General features: G+C 57.7%; 13 protein-coding genes and 1 pseudogene. 4 read left to right on the forward strand and 10 right to left on the reverse strand.

The genetic code is table 11. The annotated features are described in order from the left end of the window. Positions 1-346: 346 nt before the first annotated feature. The 9 genes from trhP to ABRZ26_RS17095 all read right to left on the reverse strand — a co-directional run bounded on the left by trhP (position 347) and on the right by ABRZ26_RS17095 (position 15,353). Positions 347-1,708, reverse strand: coding sequence for a prephenate-dependent tRNA uridine(34) hydroxylase TrhP (gene trhP / locus ABRZ26_RS17055; RefSeq protein ID WP_319605348.1), 1,362 nt, complete (start codon positions 1,706-1,708; stop codon positions 347-349). A gap of 146 nt (positions 1,709-1,854) precedes the next feature. Beyond that, positions 1,855-2,817, reverse strand: a complete 963-nt coding sequence (locus ABRZ26_RS17060) for a glutathione S-transferase family protein (RefSeq protein WP_319605349.1) — start codon at positions 2,815-2,817, stop codon at positions 1,855-1,857. 113 nt (positions 2,818-2,930) lie between these two features. Beyond that, entirely contained in the window at positions 2,931-3,653 is a 723-nt protein-coding gene (baeR, locus tag ABRZ26_RS17065; protein WP_413556305.1) for an envelope stress response regulator BaeR, read from the reverse strand. Between the two features lie 23 nt (positions 3,654-3,676). Then, a complete protein-coding gene (gene baeS, locus ABRZ26_RS17070; protein WP_319605351.1) occupies positions 3,677-5,053 on the reverse strand; it encodes an envelope stress sensor histidine kinase BaeS in 1,377 nt (458 codons plus the stop codon). Between the two features lie 7 nt (positions 5,054-5,060). Further along, positions 5,061-6,464, reverse strand: a complete 1,404-nt coding sequence (locus ABRZ26_RS17075; RefSeq protein WP_319605352.1) for an MFS transporter — start codon at positions 6,462-6,464, stop codon at positions 5,061-5,063. Positions 6,465-6,523: 59 nt separating this feature from the next. Beyond that, positions 6,524-9,604, reverse strand: coding sequence for a multidrug efflux RND transporter permease subunit MdtC (gene mdtC / locus ABRZ26_RS17080; RefSeq protein ID WP_319605353.1), 3,081 nt, complete (start codon positions 9,602-9,604; stop codon positions 6,524-6,526). Beyond that, on the reverse strand, positions 9,601-12,720 hold the full coding sequence (locus tag ABRZ26_RS17085; protein WP_319605354.1) for an MdtB/MuxB family multidrug efflux RND transporter permease subunit: 3,120 nt from the start codon (positions 12,718-12,720) through the stop codon (positions 9,601-9,603). Before ABRZ26_RS17085 ends, mdtC begins: the two co-directional genes overlap by 4 nt. Beyond that, a complete protein-coding gene (locus tag ABRZ26_RS17090; RefSeq protein WP_319605355.1) occupies positions 12,720-13,943 on the reverse strand; it encodes an MdtA/MuxA family multidrug efflux RND transporter periplasmic adaptor subunit in 1,224 nt (407 codons plus the stop codon). The genes ABRZ26_RS17085 and ABRZ26_RS17090 overlap by 1 nt, the downstream gene beginning before the upstream one ends. A 219-nt stretch (positions 13,944-14,162) precedes the next feature. Next, a complete protein-coding gene (locus ABRZ26_RS17095) occupies positions 14,163-15,353 on the reverse strand; it encodes a NupC/NupG family nucleoside CNT transporter (RefSeq protein WP_319605367.1) in 1,191 nt (396 codons plus the stop codon). A gap of 424 nt (positions 15,354-15,777) precedes the next feature. Here ABRZ26_RS17095 and dsdA point away from each other — a divergent pair. Beyond that, positions 15,778-17,119, forward strand: a pseudogene (dsdA, locus tag ABRZ26_RS17100) (D-serine ammonia-lyase). Between the two features lie 58 nt (positions 17,120-17,177). On the opposite strand, the gene galR reads toward dsdA, so the two are convergent. Beyond that, positions 17,178-18,188: an HTH-type transcriptional regulator GalR gene (gene galR / locus ABRZ26_RS17105; protein WP_319605356.1), complete on the reverse strand. Its 1,011-nt coding sequence runs from the start codon at positions 18,186-18,188 to the stop codon at positions 17,178-17,180. A gap of 316 nt (positions 18,189-18,504) precedes the next feature. Here galR and galT point away from each other — a divergent pair, with 316 nt between their 5' ends. The 3 genes from galT to ABRZ26_RS17120 form a co-directional block, all read left to right on the forward strand. Continuing rightward, a complete protein-coding gene (gene galT, locus ABRZ26_RS17110) occupies positions 18,505-19,545 on the forward strand; it encodes a galactose-1-phosphate uridylyltransferase (RefSeq protein WP_319605357.1) in 1,041 nt (346 codons plus the stop codon). A gap of 9 nt (positions 19,546-19,554) precedes the next feature. Next, positions 19,555-20,718, forward strand: a complete 1,164-nt coding sequence (galK, locus tag ABRZ26_RS17115) for a galactokinase (RefSeq protein ID WP_319605358.1) — start codon at positions 19,555-19,557, stop codon at positions 20,716-20,718. A gap of 241 nt (positions 20,719-20,959) precedes the next feature. After that, positions 20,960-21,368 (forward strand): contractile injection system protein, VgrG/Pvc8 family (locus ABRZ26_RS17120; RefSeq protein ID WP_319605359.1); only part of this gene is annotated, 409 nt, incomplete at its 3' end.

Here is a 21,368-nt window from a genome sequence, read left to right on the forward strand (position 1 = left end):
CCGCAGCGGCCTGCCCTCTAATAATAGTCAGTAAATACAATTAGTCAGCAAAAACACAGGTTGAAACCGGATGGTGCGGCTGTGGGGGGCAGGATTACGCTTACGACAAAAAAAGAAAAGCCAGCTCAAGGGAGATTGAGCTGGCCAAGGAGGTGGTTCCTAGTAGTATCACTACGCTTATTTTTCGTTCTACATTTTCTCAGCGAGACAATACTAACTATTAGGTTCAGCAATTGATGTGATCTGATTCTAATATTTGTTTAAAGTCCCAATCTTTGTGTCTGTATCCCGTTTTTTTCCCGTCGCAGGCATCGGTCCTGCGACGGGAAACCAAGGGCGGCGGGCGTTATTTCGCGTTTGGATTGCGGGTCGTCGTACCCGGCAGGTTGCGTAATAACAGCGCATATTCCAGCGCAATGTCCTCCGGCACCGGCAGATAGACGATATGTCCGTTGCCCGGCGCGACGTCGGTCGCTTGCCCTTTGGCGTTTTGCATGGCTTCGATGGTGAATTGAACGTTGCCTTTAGGCGTCATCATTTCCACGCTGTCGCCGCAGGAAAATTTATTTTTCACCGCGACTTCCGCCAGCCCGTCGCGACGAACGCCGGTGAACTCGCCGACAAACTGCTGACGATCGGACACCGAATAACCATACTCGTAGTTCTGATAATCCTCATGCACGTGGCGACGCAGGAATCCCTCGGTATAGCCGCGGTGAGCCAGACCTTCCAGCGTTTCCAGCAGGCTCGGATCAAAGGGTTTTCCGGCCGCGGCGTCGTCAATCGCGCGGCGATAGACCTGCGCGGTGCGGGCGCAGTAGTAAAATGATTTGGTGCGGCCTTCGATTTTCAGCGAATGAACCTGCATTTGCGTCAGTCGCTCCACGTGCTGAATGGCGCGCAAATCGCGCGAATTCATGATATAGGTGCCGTGTTCGTCCTCAAAGGCGCTCATGTATTCGCCGGGACGCTGACTCTCTTCCAGCATAAAGACTTTATCGGTCGGTTCGCCAATGCCCAGCGCCGGCTCGACATTTTTCACCGCAATCGGCTCGTGCTGATGAACGATATTGCCGACTTCATCTTCCTTTCCTTCCTGCACCTTGTATTCCCAACGACAGGCGTTGGTGCAGGTTCCCTGATTGGGGTCGCGTTTATTGATGTAGCCGGACAGCAGGCAGCGGCCGGAATAGGCCATGCAGAGCGCGCCGTGAACAAAGATTTCCAGTTCCATCTCCGGCACCTGGCTGCGGATTTCGGCAATCTCTTCCAGCGACAGCTCGCGCGAGAGAATAACGCGGCTCAGCCCCATCTGTTGCCAGAATTTCACCGTCGCCCAGTTGACGGCGTTAGCCTGAACGGACAGGTGGACCGGCATCTGCGGGAAGTTTTCCCGCACCAGCATAATCAGTCCCGGATCGGACATGATCAGCGCATCCGGCCCCATTTCAATGACCGGTTGCAGGTCGCGCAGGAAGGTTTTCAGTTTGGCGTTATGCGGCGCGATATTGACCACCACATAGAATTTCTTACCCAGTTCATGGGCTTCATTGATGGCCTGCGCCAGCGTCTGATGGTTGAATTCGTTATTGCGCACCCGCAGGCTGTAACGCGGTTGACCGGCGTAAATCGCATCCGCGCCATAGGCGAAGGCGTAACGCATATTTTTCAGCGTGCCGGCCGGAGAAAGCAGTTCCGGTTTAAACATGATGTCTCTCGATTTCTGATCACAAGTCAGGCTGCTCCCGGCTGGGAGCAGTAAAGGCGGGGATTCTAGCGCTTATCAGGGAAAAAAGCAGCAGACGGCCCACAAAAAGTAGGCCTATTGACGCGGTTATCGGCGAGCGATCCGGCTCAACCCTTGAGCGCCACCCGGGATGCGCCCAAGCGTTCACGGTCATGGGGGCGGGAAAAATCGACCAACGGGCCTAATGGCACGATACCGGTCGGGTTCAGCCATCTGATGCCGTAATAGCCGGCTTTGATATGCGCGATATTGACGGTCTCTTGCACGCCCGGCCATTGGTAAAGTTCGCGCAGGTAGTTCGACAGATTGGGATAATCCTCAATGCGGCGGAAATTACATTTGAACGCGCCATGATAGGCGACGTCAAAACGGATCAGCGTGACGAACAGGCGCCAGTCGGCTTCCGTCAGGGTGTCGCCGGCAATATAACGGTTTGTCGCCAGATGCGCCTCGACCTCATCCAGCGTCGAGAACAGGGTCGTGACCGCCTGGTTATAGCTCTCCTGCGTTTTGGCAAAGCCTGTTTTGTAGACGCCGTTATTGATGCCGTGATAAATCGTCGTATTCCAGCGGTCGATATCGGCGCGCAGCGCGGGCGGATAGAAATCAAGCGTGTTGCCGGTCAGTGGGTCAAAGCCATCGTTGAGGATACGGATGATATCCGCCGATTCGTTGTTGACGATGCGCCCTTCCTGCCGATCCCATAGCACCGGAACCGATACTTTTCCGCTGTAGCCTTTGTCCGTCGCGGTATACAGTTGATGCAGAAAACGGACCGGGCCAATGTGTTCGCCCGCATCCTGCGGCGTGCTGAATTCCCAGCCGTTGTCCCCGATGCAGGGCTCGGCGATGGAAAGCCGGACGACGTTTTCCAACCCTTTCAGCTTACGGAAGAGCAAGGTACGCGAGGCCCACGGACAGAGATAAGAGACAAACAGCTGATAACGATCGGGCTCGGCGACAATGTCGGTCTGCCGGAATGTCGTTTCCTGACGCTGGAACGCCCCGTTCTTGATTTCTTCGGCGGCGACATCGCCGTTAACCCATTTCCCATCCACTAAACCTGACATTACGCCTCTCTACTATTCAATTATGATTACCGTCAGGTATAAGCCTATCAGCCGGCGATAAAGAAAAAATGATAAATATTTCACTAAGTCGGACAGATTTTTTGACCAGGGGGCTACACCAGTTCGCCGGGTTCGGCCTCCCAGCGGTAGCCCATACCGTAAACCGTACGGATGAACGAGGTTTCCCCATCAAGCTGTTCCAGCTTGCGCCGCAGATTTTTGATATGGCTGTCGATGGTGCGATCGGTCACCACCCGGTAGTCGTCATAGAGTTTATCCAGCAGCGCCTCGCGGGAAAACACCTTGCCCGGCTCGGTGGACAGCGTTTTGAGCAGCCGCAGTTCCGCGGGCGTCAGGTCGAGATTTTGCCCCAGATAGCTGGCCTGCAAACTGCTTTTATCAATGCGTAACGCGGATTTATCCGCCGGTTTTGGGGCCGCCGACAGCCAGCCGCAGCGGCGCAGCAGGGTGCGTACCCGCACCACCACTTCCCGCGGGCTGAAGGGCTTACAGATATAATCGTCCGCGCCGATTTCCAGTCCCAGCAGGCGATCAATCTCTTCGCTGCGCGCGGTGACCATAATGATGGGGACATTGGAAAACTGGCGGATGGTGCGGCATAGCGTCAGGCCATCGGTACCCGGCAACATCAGGTCCAGCAGGATCAGCACCGGCGGATTTTGCCTGACCCAGTCGATCACCTCGTCGCCGTTGCAGATCCAGTGAGCCTGATAACCGGCGGTTTGTAGATAATCAACCAGCAGTCGCCCCAGTTTTGGCTCATCTTCAACAATCAGCACCGGTAACGGCGGGGCGGAAATGGGGTCGGTTATCATCATTACGGATTCTGTCATGGACGTTATCTATCTGGCGAATGCAAGGGAAGCTCGATGGTAATCAGCAGACCACCTAACGGCGAATGCTCAGCATACAGTCGTCCGCCATGCGCCTCAACGATATTGTTGGCAATCGCTAATCCCAGTCCTGAGCCGCCGCTGGCGCGATTACGCGAGCTTTCCGCCCGGTAAAAACGTTCAAATATCAGCGTCAGTTGCTCGTCGCTTACCCCGGGGGCGCTGTCCTGCCAGGTGATAAGCAGCCGGTTCCGGCGCGCGGCGGCGCGGATCTCCACTGTCCCCTGTTCGTCGGTGTAACGCAGGCTGTTTTCCAGCAGATTATTAAATAACTGGATTAAACGATCCGGATCGCCGAATGTGCCGGCCTGCTCGGGTAAATCCACCCGCAGCGTAATCTGTTTTTTCAGGTAGCGCGCATGAAAGGCGGCGATGGCGATGTGCAGCAGTTGTCCGACATCCACCGCGCGCATACGGTAGGTCAGCGCGCCCCGATCGGACAGCGACAGTTGGTGCAGGTCGTCCACCAGTTTGGTCAGGGTGGTCACTTCCGTCTGTAATGAATGCAGCGAAGCGGCGTTGGACTGACGCACGCCGTCCTGTAGCGCTTCCAGCTCGCCGCGCAATACCGCCAGCGGCGTGCGCAGCTCATGGGAAATGTCCGCCATAAACGCGCGGCGCGACTGTTCGTTTTTTTCCAATGCGCCGGCGAGCAGGTTAAAGTCCTGCGCCAGTCGACCCAACTCATCGTGCGAGGTGGCGGTGACGCGGGCGCTGAAATCGCCCGCCGCCAGATGATGTATGCCGCTGACCAGCCGTTTAACCGGCGCCAGCAGGCCGCGCGCGGTCAGCCAGGTGGCCAGGATCGCCAGCAGGGTGGAGAGCGCCACGATCAGCCAACTGGTGCGCTGTTGTTGCAGGTCGAAATTGATATCGGCATTGCGCGTCAGGCGTTCGGCGGGGGGCGCGACCACCCAGCCGACCGTCTGGTTTTGCACCTTAATCGCCTGTCGTATGCCTTCCGTCGGCAGCGCCCGCGGGGGGCCGAACAGGATCGTGTCGTCGGTATCCAGCACCCAGAGGCGAACGCGCCAGCCTTGTAAGGCATTGTTGGCGCCGTCCTCGTTATTCTGCTCCATTGAGTGCAGTATTTTGGCGACCAAACGTTCATTGTTGCGCAAAAACGACCAGTCGCCGTACTGTTGATATTGCTCCGCCAGCGTATCGCGCAACTGCGTTACTCGTTGCTCGTTGCCGCGTTTAATATAGTCGATGAATCCGCGTTCAAAGCTGACGCGCACGCCCCAGTGCATGGTGATCAGCACCAGCATACAGGTGGCGAAAATCGCGAAGAACAATTTAGCGGTGATGCCGAATCTCATAGTGACCTCACAACCGGCGGGAAAGCGTTGACTGTTTAACGGTATCCGGCGGCACGCGGTTAAAGATGAACGCAGGCAAAGCAATAACCATCGCGATGCTGAGATAGGTATAAAGGAACACGCTATGGGTCGCCGCGAGTTCCGTCGTCAGGTGATGGCGGGAAAACATGCCCAGTAATATCCCCGCAATGCTGACGCCCAGGCTGGTGGATAACTGCATGGTCATTGACAGCAGGCTGTTGCCGCCGCTGGCGAGGGTATCGGGCAGATCTTTCAGCGTCAGGGTATTCATGGCGGAAAAACGGATGGCGTTCACCGAACCGAGGAAAAACAGCACCACGGGTATCAGCCAGATCCAATTCATCATCGCCACCAGCGCAAATAACAGGGTGATCAGCGCCAGCAGCAGCGTGGAGGCCATTAGCACCCGACGGTAGCCGAAGCGGTTGACGATCTGCACCACCACCCGCTTGATGCCCATATTGCCCAGCACCATGGGGATCATCATCAGCCCGGCATGAAAAGGCGATAATCCGACGCCCAATTGCAGGAAGAGCGGCGTTAGAAAGGGCAGCGTGCCGTTGCCGATCCGCGCCAGAAAACCGCCGCTCAAGCCGACGGAAAAGGTTCGGGTATTGAACATGCGCAGATTAAACAGCGCCCGGCTATTATCGCGGGCATGCAGCCAGTAGCTCAGCAGCGAAACCAGGCCGACGGCGGTCAGCGCGAAAATCACCCCCGGCGGAATGCCGAGGCTGTTGTGGCCGTCCAGCGCCAGCGTCAGGGTCGCCATGCCGACGGCAAGCCATAAAAATCCCAGAATATCAAAGCGCTGGGTTTGCATGGTGTAATTGGGCATCAGCAGCCAGGTGGCGACCGCGCCGGCGATGCCGACCGGCAAATTGATCAGAAAAATCCAGTGCCAACTGGCGTACTCGACCAGAAAACCGCCAAGCGCCGGCCCCAGCAACGGGCCGATCTGCCCCGGCAGGGTGACGAATGTCATGGCGGCCATGTACTGATCGCGCGGCACGATTTTCATCACCGTCAGGCGGCCGACCGGCACCATCATGGCGCCGCCGATGCCTTGCACCACCCGTGAGATTACCAGCTCATTCAGCGTTTCCGCGCGAGCGCACAGCAGCGAACCCAGGGTGAATAGCAAAATGGCGGAGAAAAAAATGTTTTTGACGCCGAGACGATCCGCCAGCCAGCCGCTGGCGGGCAGCATAATCGCCACCGTCAATACATAGGACACGATCACCGAGTGCATATGCAATGGGTTTTCGTTCAGGCTGACCGCCATCGAGGGCAGGGCGGTATTGACAATCGTGGTGTCCAGCGTCTGCATAAAAAAGCCAAAGGCCACAATCCACAACTGCCAGCGCACGGAGGCGGGCTGAGTCAGCATGTAGCAGGACGCTCCCGAAGGTCAAATTGGTGAACCATATGCGATGTTACCTTCCACTTTTAAGACTGTCGTACTGGCTTTGTCGCCGCGCCGCGTCGCCTAATCCGCAGTCGGTCGAAAAACAGATACACCACCGGCGTGGTATACAGCGTCAGAAGCTGGCTCATCACCAGACCGCCGACGATGGTGATCCCCAGCGGCTGTCGCAATTCCGCGCCATCGCCGCTGCCGAGTATCAGCGGCAGCGCGCCGAACAGCGCGGCCAGCGTCGTCATCATGATCGGGCGAAAGCGCAGCAGGCTGGCCTGGAATATGGCGTCTCTGGCGCTGAGTCCGCCGCAGCGTTGCGCCGTCAGCGCGAAGTCCACCATCATAATGGCATTCTTCTTGACGATGCCGATTAATAACATAATCCCAATCAGGGCGATCAGGCTAAACGGCGCGCCGAACCACTCCAGCGCCAGCAGGGCGCCCACCCCGGCGGAGGGCAGGGTAGAGAGAATGGTCAGGGGATGGATATAGCTTTCATACAACACCCCCAGCACGATATACACGGTGATAATCGCGGCCAGAATCAGCATCACCTGCGACGACTGCGACTGCTGGAAAGCCTGCGCGGTGCCGGAGAACTGGCCGCGCACCGACGGCGGCACGCCCAGCGCGGTCATGGTTCTTTCAATCGCCGTGGCGGCTTCGGAAAGCGTCGCGCCTTCCGGCAGGTTAAAGGCGATGGTCGAGGCGGCGGACAACCCCTGATGGTTGACCGACAGCGGCGCATTGACCGGCCGCCAACTGGCGAAATAGGACAGCGGGATCGGTTTGCCTTCGCTGTTGATCACAAACATTTTTCCCAATGCGCTGACATCCTGCGTATAGGCCGCATCCACCTCCATGACCACTTTGTACTGATTTAACGGCTGATAAATGGTCGATATCTGACGCTGGCCGAACGCGTTATTCAACAAGGCATTGACCGCGGAGACGTTGATCCCCAGCCGGGCCAGCGCGTCGCGATCGTAGGTCAGCGCCATCTCCGCGCCTTTATCCTGCTGATCGGAGTTAATGTCGGCCAGTTCGGGCAATTGACTCAGCGCCGCGCGGATTTTTGGCTCCCAGGCGCGCAGTTCGCCGAGGTCGTCCGAAAGCAGGGTGTATTGATAACCGGCGCTGGATTCCCGTCCGCCGATACGGATATCCTGCACCGCCATTAAAAACAGATTCGCGCCGGGCTCCTTCGCCAGTTTTTCGCGTAAACGGCTAATGACCTGCTGGGCGCTGACGTCGCGTTCGGACAGCGGCTTGAGTGAAACAAACATCGATCCGCTATTGGTGCGCGAGCCGCCGGTAAAGCCGGTGACGTTATCCACCGCCGGATCGCTGCGCACGATGGTCATAAAGTTCTGAAGTTTCTGTTTCATCGCCTGAAAGGAGATGCTTTGGTCGGCCTGAATAAATCCCATCAACCTGCCGGTGTCCTGCTCAGGGAAAAAGGTTTTTGGAATACTGATATACAGCCAGACGTTGAGAACGATGGTCGCCAATAACACCACCAGCACCCAGCGGGCGTGGTCGAGCACCCAGCTAAGTGAACGGCCGTAAGCTTGTTGCAACGCGATCAGGACGCGGCCGAAGCCGCGTTTGGGGCGCAGGCTGCGTTTGGGCGCCGCGCGCAACAATCTGGCGCACATCATGGGCGTCAGGGTCAGCGAAACCAGCAGTGAAATCGCAATCGCCGCCGACAGCGTGACGGCGAATTCGCGGAATAACCTGCCCGGCAACCCCTCCATCAGCAGCAGCGGAATAAACACTGCGATCAGCGAGATACTCATCGACAGCACGGTGAAACCGACCTCGCGCACGCCCTGCAACGACGCCTGCAACGGTTTCATCCCGGCTTCAATATGGCGTGAAATATTTTCCAGCACCACGATGGCGTCATCCACCACGAATCCGGTGGCGATGGTCAGCGCCATCAGGGACAGATTATTCAGACTGAAGCCGCACAGATACATGACGGCGAAGGTGCCGATGAGCGAAACCGGCACCGCCGCCGCCGGGATCAACGTCGCCCGTCCTGAACGCAGGAACAGGAACACCACCAGAATGACCAGCGCCACGGCAATGATTAGCGAGCGCTCGACCTCTTCCACCGAAGCGCGGATCGTCGGCGATCGGTCCTGGGCGACATCAAGCTGGATCTCGGCGGGCAGACTGGCGTGCAGTTCGGGCAACGCCGCGCGGATACTGTCCACGGTAGTGATGATATTGGCGTCGGGCGCGCGCCGTATTATGATCAGAACGGCCGGTTTGGCGTTGCTCATTCCGGCATTGCGCGCATCCTGCACCGAATCCGTCACCGTGGCGACGTCGCTCAGCCGCACGGCGCCTCCGTTGCGGTAGTGAATAATCAACGGTCGATAGGCGGCGGCCGTTTTCAATTCATCGTTGGTTTTTATCTGCCAGCGTTGCTGGTGGTTTTCAATGTCGCCCAGCGGACGGCGAATGTTGGCCTGACTAATCGCCTGCCGGACTTCATCCAGCGAAACGCCCTGATTGAACAGCGCCTGCGGATTGAGCGCGACGCGCACGGCGGGCAGCGAGCTTCCGCCGACGGAGACATCGCCCACGCCTTCCATCTGGGCGATTTTCTGCGCCAACTGGGTGGAGGCGTAATCATACAGCCGCCCCTGGTCGTAGGTATCCGATGTCAGCGTCAGGATCATGATCGGCGCATCGGTAGGGTTCGCTTTTCGATAGGTCGGTCGGCTGGCCATGCCCGACGGCAGCAGGTTTTGCGCCGCATTAATGGCCGCCTGCACATCGCGCGCCGCGCCGTTGATATCCCTGTCGAGATTAAACACCAGAATAATACGGGTGCTGCCCAGCGAACTCGATGAGGTCATTTCCGTGACGCCGGCGATGCGGCCCAACGCGCGCTCCAGCGGCGTCGCAACCGACGAGGCCATGGTTTCCGGCGACGCGCCGGGCAGCGAGGCGCTGACCGAAATCACCGGGAATTCCACCTGCGGCAGCGGCGATACCGGCAGCAGGCGGAAACCGAGCGCGCCGCAGATGGCAATCGCCAATGTCAGCAGCGTGGTGGCAACCGGCCGATGGATGAACAGGGCGAAGAACCTCACTCGATCTCTTCCTCCTGACGGGGCGCCGGGCGGACATGCCGCGCCATCCGGTCGAACAGCAGATAAATCACCGGGGTGGTGAACAGCGTCAATATCTGACTCATGATCAGACCGCCCACCATGCAGATCCCCAGCGGCTGGCGCAATTCGGCGCCGACGCCGGTGCTCAGCATCAGCGGCAGGGCGCTAAGCAAGGCGGCCATGGTGGTCATCAGTATCGGACGGAAACGCAGCAGACAGGCCTGATAGATGGCGTCATACGGACTCATGCCCTGTTCGCGCTCCGCCGACAGCGCGAAGTCGATCATCATGATGGCGTTCTTTTTCACGATGCCGATCAGCAAAATGATGCCGATGACGGCAATCACATCCAGCTCGCTGCCGGCGATGATCAGCGCCAGCAACGCGCCGACGCCCGCGGTCGGCAGCGTGGACAGAATGGTCACCGGATGGATGAAACTTTCATACAGTATGCCGAGAACGATGTACATGGCGACAATCGCCGCGATAATCAGCCACACCGTGCTGTCGAGGGCGGACTGGAAAGCCAGCGTCGCGCCCTGAAACCGCGTGGTGATGTCCGCGGGCAGCGCCATCTGCCGTTCCGCCTGCATGATGGCTTCCACCGCTTCGCCCAGCGCATAGTCGCTGTTCACATTGAAGGAAATGACGGCGGCGGGCAACCGATCGATATGGTTGATGGACAGCGGCCCGAGACGCTCCTCGATGGTCGCGATGCCGCTCAGAGGAATGGTTCCGCCGTCGCTGCCGATTAGGCGGATATCGTGCAGCGCGTCCAGCCCGTTATTCCGGCTGGTATCGTGTTCTAGCACCACGCGATACTGGCTGGATTGGGTGTAGATAGTGGAAATCAGCCGCTGGCCGAAAGCGTTATACAGCGCGCTGTCGACCGCCGACATGCTGATCCCCAGGCGGCTGGCGCTGTCGCGGTCGACCTTCACATACGCGACGGGAGCCTGATCCTGCCAGTCGCTGCTGACGTCTTCCAACTGCGGCAGTTTCTGTAGAACGGTCATCAATTTGGGCACCCACAGACTCAGTTCATCCTGCGACAAGGCCTGGAGCGTGAACTGATACTGCGTCCGGCTGAGCTGGGTATCTATGGTGAGATCCTGCACCGGTTGCAGATAAAGCCGCACGCCGGGGATCTGCGCGGTTTCCCGTTGCAGCCGGCTGATGATGGCGGGAATGCGCTCGCTGCGTTCGTTAATCGGCTTCAGGCTGATTTGCAGGCGACCGCTATTGAGCGCGGCATTGGCGCCGTCGACGCCGACGAAAGAGGATACGCTCTGTACCGCCGGATCTTTCATGATGAGGGAAGCGACCTGCCGCTGACGATCGGCCATGTTGCTGAATGAGACCGACTGCGGCGCCTGCACCGTTCCCTGAATAATGCTGTTGTCCTGCACCGGGAAAAACCCTTTCGGGATCCACAGATAGAGCAGGACGGTGAGCAACAGGGTTCCCAGCGCCACGCCCAGCGTCAGCCAGGGATGATGCAGCACTTTGCTCAACCAGACGCCGTAAAGCGCAATCAGCCGGTTAAAGAAACGTTCGCTGGCGCGGGTAAAGCGGTTCTGCTTACGCAGCGATTGATGGCTAAGCAGTCGGGCGCACATCATCGGCGTCAGGGTCAGCGAAATCACGGCGGAAATGAGAATAGACACGGCCAGCGTGATGGCGAACTCACGGAACAGCCGGCCGATGATATCGCCCATGAAAAGCAACGGGATCAGCACGGCGACCAGCGAGAAGGTCAGCGAGATGATGGTGAAACCAATCTCGCCGGCGCCCTTCAGCGCGGCGTCGAGCGGCTTTTCCCCTTTTTCTATATAGCGGGAGATGTTCTCAATCACCACGATCGCATCGTCGACCACAAAGCCGGTGGCGATGGTCAGCGCCATCAGCGTCAGGTTATTAATCGAGAAGCCAAGAAAATACATCGCGCAAAAGGTGCCGACCAGCGAGAGCGGCACGGCAATGCTGGGAATGAGCGTCGCGACCGCGTTGCGCAAAAACAGGTAAATCACCATCACCACCAGGGCGATCGCCAGCAGCAATTCGAACTGCACATCCTTTACCGAAGCGCGAATGTTGGTGGTCCGGTCGGTCAATATCGAAACATCGACCGATTTAGGCAGGCTGGCGATGAGCGCGGGCAACATCTGGCGGATGCTGTCCGTCGTGGTAATGACGTTGGCGCCCGGTTGCCGCTGCACGTTGATGATGATGGCCTGCTGACGATTCGCCCAGGCCGCCAGATAGGTATTTTCCGCCGCCTGCGCTATATCGGCGACATCACGCAGGCGTACCGGCGCCTCATTGCGCCAGGCGATGATTAACCGGCGATAATCCTCGATGGATTTCATCTGATCGTTGGCCGATAAGGTCACCGAGCGGGTCGGTCCGTCCAGGCTCCCTTTGGCGGAGTTGACGTTGGCGGCGGTAATGGCGGTGCGGACTTCTTCGCTGGTCAGCCCGTAAGCCGCCAGCGCCGGCGCATTCAGCTTTACCCGAACCGCCGGACGTTGTCCGCCCGCCAGCGAAACCAGCCCGACGCCGGAAACCTGCGAGATCTTCTGCGCGACGCGGTTATCGACCAGGTCGTGCAATTGCGTCATCGGCATGGCGCTGGAGGTGACGGCCAGCGTGATAATCGGCGGATCGGCCGGGTTGACCTTACTGTAGGTCGGCGGATAAGGCAGATCGTCGGGCAGCAGATTGGCGGCGGCGTTGATGGCCGCCTGTACGTCCTGTTCGGCGACATCCAGCGCCAGTTCCAGTTGGAATTGCAGTGTAATCACGGACGCGCCGCCGGCGCTTTGAGTCGACATCTGTTTCAGCCCGGATATCTGCCCGAACTGACGTTCCAGCGGCGCGCTGATGGCCGAGGTCACCACCTCGGGGCTGGCGCCCGGATAAAGCGTGACAACCTGGATCGTCGGGTAGTCGACTTCCGGCAGCGCCGAAACCGGCATGGCGCGGTAGCCGATGATGCCGGCCAGCAATATCGCGACCATAAGCAGCGTGGTGGCGATCGGGCGCAGGATAAAGATCCGCGATGGGCCGCCGCCGGCTGGAACGGTATCCTGCATCAGGGTCTCTCCCCGGTGGCGGTCGGCGTTTCCCCGGTCGAGGCGGAAGGGATCACCTCAACCTTCGCCCCTTCGGTCAGGCGGTCGATGCCATCGGTGACCACCCGGACATTTTCCGCCAGCCCGGCGGCGATCACGATGTTCCGACCGTATTGAATACCGGTGGTCACCAGGCGTTTGCTGACTTCATTTTTGTCATTCATGATCCAGACAAAATGACCTTCATTCCCCATCTGCACCGCGGCGGCGGGGGCCACAATCGCGTTTTGCAGCGTATCCACCTTCATACGGATATTGACGAACTGGTTGGGAAATAGCGCGTCATCGCTGTTCTCGAAACGGGCCTTCAGCTTGACGGTGCCGGTGGTGGTATCGATCTGATTATCCATACTCAGCAGACGGCCTTGCGACAGCTTGCGCTGATTGGTTCGATCCCAGGCTTCAGCCACCGGCGGCTGTGCGGCCTTTTGCGCTTTCAGTACGGTGGCGATCTCGCTTTCCGGCAGGGTGAACACCACATCGATAGGCTGGGTCTGAGTGATCACCACGATGCCGTTGGCGTCGCCGCTGGTGATGTAATTCCCGGCATCGACCTGTTTCAATCCCACGCGTCCGCTGATGGGCGCGGTAATTTTGCTATAGGCCAACTGGAGTTCGGCGCTGGCCACCGCGCCTTCGTCGGCCTTGACCGTGCCTTCAGACTGACGCACCAACGACAGCTGCGCGTCCAGTTCCTGTTGCGAGATCAGATTGGTTTTCACCAGTTTCTGATAACGGGCTAGATCCTGCCGGGCGTTGGCGAGCGTCGCCTGATCTTTGGCCAGTTGCCCCTGTGCCTGCGTCAGTTCCACCTGATAGGGGCGGGGGTCGATTTCGGCCAGCAGGTCGCCTGCGTTGACCTGCTGCCCTTCCTGAAAATGCAACGCCATCAGTTCGCCGTTAACCCGGCTGCGCAGGGTCACCGTGTTGGCGGCGGTGACGGTGCCCAGCCCGGAAAGATAGTAGGGCACCGATGCCGCCTGCGTGCGCGCGGCCTGCACGGGGGGCGTGGCGTTCATGGCGGCGCGGCGACCGCCGCCGCCGCTGAGACGTGACGGTTGGCCGGCCTGATGCCCGGACTGGCCGGACGGCGATGAAGGTTGAGTGAAATGACGCCAAAGCAACAGCGCGGCGATAACGACAACGATGAGCATCAACAGGCGAGAGAGGCGTTTGGCATTCATAGTAATGGGCTAATTTCTCCAGATTGCTCAGGCGCTGAGCAGGTCCATGGAACAATTTTTTTATCATACAAGTTTAAACAGAAGGTATCGGACAAAAATGGAGGAAATATGGAAGATATGTCAGGGTTTGTTTATGTGGGAAACGCTGATTGCCGGCTACGCGGCGCGTTGGATGTCGTCTTCGCGCCGGCGGGGACGCCGGCGCGGGCATGATGCGCGTTACAGCACCAGTCCGGCGATGGACGCAGACAGAATACTGACCAGCGTGGAACCGTAAACCAGTTTCAGGCCGAAGCGGGAAACCACGTTCCCCTGATGTTCGTTCAGACCTTTAATCGCGCCGGCAATGATGCCGATAGAAGAGAAGTTGGCGAACGAAACCAGGAACACGGACAGGATGCCAACGCTGCGCGGCGACAGTTCTCCCGCCACTTTTTGCAGTTCCAGCATGGCGACGAATTCGTTGGAAACCAGTTTGGTCGCCATGATGCTGCCGACCTGCAAGGCCTCATGCGAAGGGATGCCCATGATCCAGGCAAACGGATAGAACGCATATCCCAGAATTTCCTGGAAGCTGATGCCGAAAATCGCGCTACAGATGGCGTTAATGGCGGCAATCAGCGCGATGAAGCCAATCAGCATGGCGGCAACGATAACCGCGACTTTAAAGCCCGCCAGAATGTATTCGCCCAGCATTTCGAAGAAGCTCTGGTTTTCATGAATATTGCCCAGTTGCAATTCCGGCTCTTCGCCCACTTTGTACGGGTTGATGAGCGACAGCACGATAAAGGTGCTGAACATGTTCAGGATCAGCGCGGCGACGACAAACTTGGAGTCCAGCATTGACATATAAGCGCCGACAATCGACATGGAAACCGTCGACATCGCCGTCGCCGCCATGGTGTACATGCGCTTTTCAGACATCTTGCCCAGGATATCCTTGTAGGCGATAAAGTTCTCGGATTGACCGAGGATCAGCGAACTGACGGCGTTAAACGATTCCAGTTTCCCCATGCCGTTGATTTTGGAAAGAATGGTGCCAATCAGACGGATGATGATCGGCAACAGCTTGATATATTGCAGGATGCCAATCAGGGCGGAAATGAAGACGATAGGGCAGAGCACTTTAAAGAAGAAAGAGATGAGATTTTTATCGCTGTTGACCATATCGCCAAAGACAAAATCGGTTCCCTGCCCCGCAAACCCCAGCAATTTATCGAACATGGCGGCGAAACCCGTTACCGCGCCCAGTCCGGCATCCGAATAAAGGAAAAAGTAAGCGAGCAGAATTTCAACGACCAGAAGTTGAATGATGAAGCGGATACGGATGTTTTTACGATCGCGGCAAATGAGTAACGACAACGCGGCGACAACAGCTAATGCTAATACAAATTGTGCAATATGCGACAGGGACATGTTTGCTCCAAATATGAGGCAGGCCAAATTTTCCTGTTCATTCTATGTAACGAATTCACTAAAAATGAGAGGAGTAACGCAAAAGCACGAGTATATCTTGGATCATTATGCAAACTAAATGCTGTGTCCCGTTATCAGGGCTTTTTATCCATTCATTATTTTGATACCACCGGAAAATGGCGGTTTTTTCAGCAAAAAGTACATAAAATAGCGCTTCGGCTGAATAATCAGGGGCAAAGGGCCATAACAGATTGTTATGCATTAACGCATTGCGCGCATCAATGATGGGGGCGGCGCGCCGAATTGGGGGGCGAGCGGTTCAGTCGTCCTATGCTTTGGGGGAGGTTTGTCGCCGGCTTCATTTCGTCGGCATCGTCTTCCTGTTCTTGTATGTCGTGAGATTAAGGTGAGAATGCAAATGGACAAGAGTGAAATTGAAAAACTGGTTAAGCGGTATCCCCTGGTGCAACGCCTCATCAATCTGGACGACGTGACCTGGTTTAACCCCAATGTCGCCTCCGCGGCGCAAGGACTGCCTTACGTCGGACTGACGGCGGAGGATGTCGCCGATGCGCAAGCCCGGCTGCAACGCTTCGCGCCTTATCTGTGTCTGGCTTTCCCGGAGACCGCCGACGCGCAAGGCATCATTGAATCGGATGTGGTGGCGATTCCGGCGATGCGGCAGGCGATGGCGCAGCGCTACCAGCAACCGATTGCCGGTCAAATGTGGCTGAAAAAAGACAGCCATTTGCCTATTTCCGGCTCCATCAAGGCGCGCGGCGGTATCTATGAAGTGCTGGCTCATGCCGAGAAGTTGGCGCTGTCGGCCGGTTTGCTGAGTCTGGAGGATGATTACCGTATCCTCTATACCGATACATTCCGGCGGTTCTTCAGCCAGTACCGTATCGCCGTCGGCTCGACCGGCAATCTGGGCATGTCGATCGGCATTATCAGCGCCAAATTGGGGTTTAACGTCAGCGTGCATATGTCAGCCGATGCGCGCGCCTGGAAGAAGCAAACGTTGCGTGATAACGGCGTGAACGTGGTGGAGTACGCGCAGGATTACGGCGTCGCCGTGGCTCAGGGGCGTAAAGAAGCGGCGTCGGATCCCCGCTGCTTTTTCATCGACGATGAGAACTCCCGCACGCTATTTCTGGGGTATGCGGTGGCCGGCGGCCGTTTGCGTCAACAGTTCGCGCAAATGAATCAGCCCGTCGATGAACGGCATCCGCTGTTTGTGTATCTTCCCTGCGGCGTGGGCGGCGGCCCCGGCGGGGTGGCGTTCGGGCTGAAGCTGGCGTTTGGCGACCATGTACACTGCATTTTCGCTGAACCGACCCATTCTCCCTGTATGTTGCTGGGCGTCCATACCGGATTGCATGACGACATCGCGGTACAGGATATCGGCATCGACAATCTGACCGCCGCCGATGGTCTGGCGGTGGGGCGGGCATCAGGTTTTGTCGGACGGGCGATGGAGCGACTGCTGGACGGGTTTTATACCCTGAGCGATCGGGAAATGTATCGCTTGCTTGGCCTGCTCCATCGCAGCGAAAACATTCAACTGGAACCGTCCGCGCTGGCGGGCATGGCGGGGCCGCTGCGGGTATGCGCCGATGCGGCATATCTGCGCGCGCAGGGGGCAGGGGATTGATGGCGAAACTCTGCGACAGGCGACGCATCTGATCTGGGCCACCGGCGGCGGGATGGTGCCCGCGCACGAAATGGCTAACTACCTGGCGATGGCCGAGTCGCCATAAGCGCCATCATCTTTCCGTCATGCCCGCGATACGAGTGTAACCGTTTTCATAAAAATCGTTATTTCCCGTGGGACGGCGGGCTGACGGAGTGGCGGCGAACCAGCGTCGGGCTGAACATGTTGGTCGTTTCCTTCAGCGGTTTCCCCTGATGCAGGGCGATAGCCAGCTCGGCGGCTTGCGTCGCCATCGCGGAAATGGGGTAATGCACCGTGGTCAGGCGGGGACGGAGATAGCGCGCGATCAGCACGTCGTCAAATCCCACGACGGACATATCCTGAGGAACGTTGATGCTGTTATCGCTGAGCACGGACAGCGCGCCGGCGGCCATGGGGTCGTTGTAACACACCACGGCGGTCATCTTCCCGCCGCGGCTCAGCAGCTCGGTCATGGCGGATTCTCCGCCCATTTCATCAGGCGCGGCGCGGGCTATCAGCCGTTCATCTAGCGTCACGTCATGTTCATTCAGCGCGTCGATATAGCCCTGTAACCGATCGAATGAATCGGAAATCTGGTGGTTCGAACAGAGAAAACCAATCTTGCGGTGGCCTTCCTGAATCAGGTGGCGGGTAGCCAGCCAGGCGCCGTAGCGGTCGTCCAGCGCCACGCAGCGGTTTTCATAGCCCGGCAGCGTACGGTTGATCAGCACCATATCGGGAATATGGCTCATCAGGGTCGCCAGTTCCTGATCCGCAATCATTTTGGCGTGTACCACCAGTCCGGCGCAGCGGTGACGAATCAGTTGTTCTATCGCTTTCTTCTCTTGTTCGGCATTGTGGTAACCATTGCCGATAAGTAAAAAATTGCCCGTCGCCTGCGCGATTTGCTCCACCGATTTCACCATGGTGCCGAAAAAAGGATCGGAAACATCCGCCACCACCAGACCCAGCGTTTCCGCGCTTTGATGCGCAAGGGCTCTGGCATTGGCGTTAGGATGATACTGCAATTCAGCCATCGCCTTATGCACCGCCTTGCGCGAGGCGTCGCTGGCTTTGGGCGAGTCGTTGATGACGCGTGAAACCGTTGCAACTGATACCCCTGCCAGGCGAGCGACATCTTTGATTGTGGCCATGTAAGATTCCCGAACAATAGGTTGCCGAATATACCGATGTTACCGGCAGATGCTCCCCTCTGCGGCAGACAAAAAACGCTTATGTGATCGACGTCACGACCAGAGTAACTGCCCGCTTTTCAAACCTCATCCTGAGGTTTAAATTTAGGGTAAACGGTTACACTAAAGTGGTGAACGAGGACGTACCGTTTATTCTCATGGTGATTATGCCCGTTATTTCGCAGACAAAAAACGGGCGTGCGTATTAAGCCTCGCCTGCTGCCGGTCAATAGCGCGGCGGTGAAAAGGGGCAGTCGTGTTTTAAGGAGCGTCTTTTATGTTATTTGAACCCACCGAGCACCCGCACCGCCGCTTCAATCCGTTGAAAGGGGAGTGGATCCTGGTTTCGCCTCATCGGGCTAAGCGCCCGTGGCAAGGGCAGCAGGATGAACCCGATCGCCGTACGCCGCCGCCGCATGACCCAACCTGCTATTTGTGTGCAGGGAATAAGCGCATCACCGGCGATGTGAATCCGCAATATCAGGGTACGTTTGTTTTCACCAATGACTTTTCCGCCCTGATGGAAGATACCCCGGCGGTTTCGTCCGGCGACGATCCGCTATTTCGGATACAAAGCGCCCGGGGCGTCAGCCGCGTGATCTGTTTCTCGCCCGATCACAGCAAAAGCCTGCCTGAATTACCGTTGTCAGCCCTGAAAAGGATCATCGACACCTGGAGCGAACAGACGTCGGAACTGGGACAACGTTATCCCTGGGTACAAGTGTTTGAAAATAAAGGATCGATGATGGGCTGCTCGAACCCGCATCCGCACGGGCAGGTCTGGGCCAACGATTTTTTACCTAATGAAGCGGCGCGCGAAGATCGGCAGCAGCGGGCTTATTTTACAGACTACGGCTCGCCGCTCCTGCTTGACTATGCGCAGCGCGAGTTGGCAGACGGCAGCCGGCTGGTGGTGGAAACCGAATTCTGGCTGGCGGTGGTGCCTTACTGGGCGTCCTGGCCGTTTGAAACCCTGTTGCTGCCCAGGTTCGCCGTACGGCGGCTGCCGCAGCTAAGCGAACCGCAGCGTGCAGATCTCGCCGTAGCGCTGAAAAAATTGACCAGCCGCTACGATAACCTGTTTCAGTGTTCATTCCCGTACTCCATGGGGTGGCACGGCGCGCCATTCAACGGGGAAGAGAATACCCACTGGCAACTGCACGCCCATTTCTATCCGCCGTTATTACGTTCGGCGAGCGTGCGCAAGTTTATGGTCGGTTACGAAATGCTGGCGGAAGCCCAGCGCGACCTGACGGCGGAACAGGCCGCCGAACGTCTGCGGGCCGTCAGCGATATCCATTTTCGTGAGCAAATTTGAGGGCATTTTATGAACCGTATCGATTCTTTGCGTCAGTCGGCCAGGTCGACGTTCGAACGCGTATTCGGCTATACGCCGCAGGCGGAGATTCAGGCGCCGGGACGCGTGAACCTGATTGGCGAGCATACCGATTACAATGATGGTTTTGTTTTACCCTGCGCCATTGATTATCAGACGGTGATCGCCGCGGCCGCCCGGCAGGATAATCTGGTGCGCGTGGTGGCGGTAAATTTCGACGAGCAGCGGGACGAGTTTGACCTGACGCAGGAGATTCGGCCGCATGCGGAATATACCTGGGCGAACTATGTGCGCGGCACCGTCAAGTTTTTACAGGCGCGCGGCCTGCCGATTAGCGGCATGGATATGGTGATTTCCGGCAATGTGCCGGCGGGGGCGGGGCTAAGCTCTTCGGCTTCGCTGGAGGTGGCTATCGGACAAACGTTCAAGACGCTCAATCGCCTGGACGTCAGCCAGTTGACGCTGGCGTTAACCGGTCAGCAGGCGGAAAACGATTTTGTCGGCTGTAGCTGCGGCATTATGGATCAGTTTATTTCGGCGCAGGGGCAGTCCGGCCATGCGTTATTGATCGACTGCCGATCGCTGGCAGGGCGCGCGGTGCGGATGTTGGACGGGTTCGATATCCTGATTGTGAATTCCAATGTGCGCCGCGGACTGGTTGACAGCGAATACAATACCCGCCGCCAACAGTGCGAGGCGGCGGCGCGGCATTTCGGCGTTAAAGCGTTGCGCGATTTGTCCCTGGAACGGTTTGAAGCGGGATTGACGGGACTGGATCCGCTAACGGCGCGGCGCGCCCGCCATGTGATTACGGAAAACAATCGCACGCTGGAAGCCGCCGCTGCGCTGGCGCAGCAGGATGCCGAGCGCCTGTTTACCCTGATGGCCGAGTCTCATATCTCTATGCGCGATGATTTTGAAATCACGGTGCCTCAAATTGATATATTGGTTGAACTGATTCAGGCGCATGTAGGCAAGCGGGGCGGCGCCCGAATGACGGGCGGCGGTTTTGGCGGCTGCGTGGTATCGCTGGTGCCGGCCGAGCTGACCGACGACGTTTGCCGGATGCTTGCGCGCGAATACCCGGCGCGTACCGGATTACAGCCGGCTATCTATCTCTGCCAGCCGTCCGACGGCGCCGGTCCGCTGAACTGACACTTTCCTCATCGCTCTGACGTAGAGTGGTTTGCTTTCGATCCCATCAAACAGGGGGGCAGCAGCGCCCTGTTTGATTCTTCATTTTGCAATAATGATAAACAATATTATTAACGTTGTAATAATTTGATTTTAAATGATATTTTAAATATTTTTTCATCAAAATCGCTTGCCTGGCTGATCATATTTTCGGCATAATACGCGCCATAAAATTTCTCAATGGACATGAAAAGGAAACCGCATGGAGCGCAATTACGCCATACCCTCGTCTTTTTCTTCGTTAACCGCCACGCTCGCCCGTTATCAACTGTCCGTCTTTGGTTGCGCCGACCTGGACGTGGAGTCCTTCAGCGCCAGCGAGGGGCTGAGCCAGACCTACTGCTACCAGATAACCTTTACCAGCGGCCGGGATATCGCCCCCGGCGAGATGCTGTTGCAGGACGCCTCCTTTACCTTCAATCCGCCGGGCAGGCAACTGGGCGGCATCACGCTGCCTGACGCCACACCGCCGCGTTCGGTTCACGGGGTGGTGACGCAGTTTCAGCGGCTGTCGGCCTCGGCGGACGAGGTGCGTTACCGGCTGACGCTGGAGCCGCATCTGGCGCTGCTGGGCAATGCCGGTCGCCCGGCGATATACCAGCATCAGTCGG

Origin of the sequence: Brenneria sp. L4-2C, assembly GCF_040240335.1 — a bacterium.
Classification (GTDB): Bacteria; Pseudomonadota; Gammaproteobacteria; order Enterobacterales; family Enterobacteriaceae; genus Brenneria.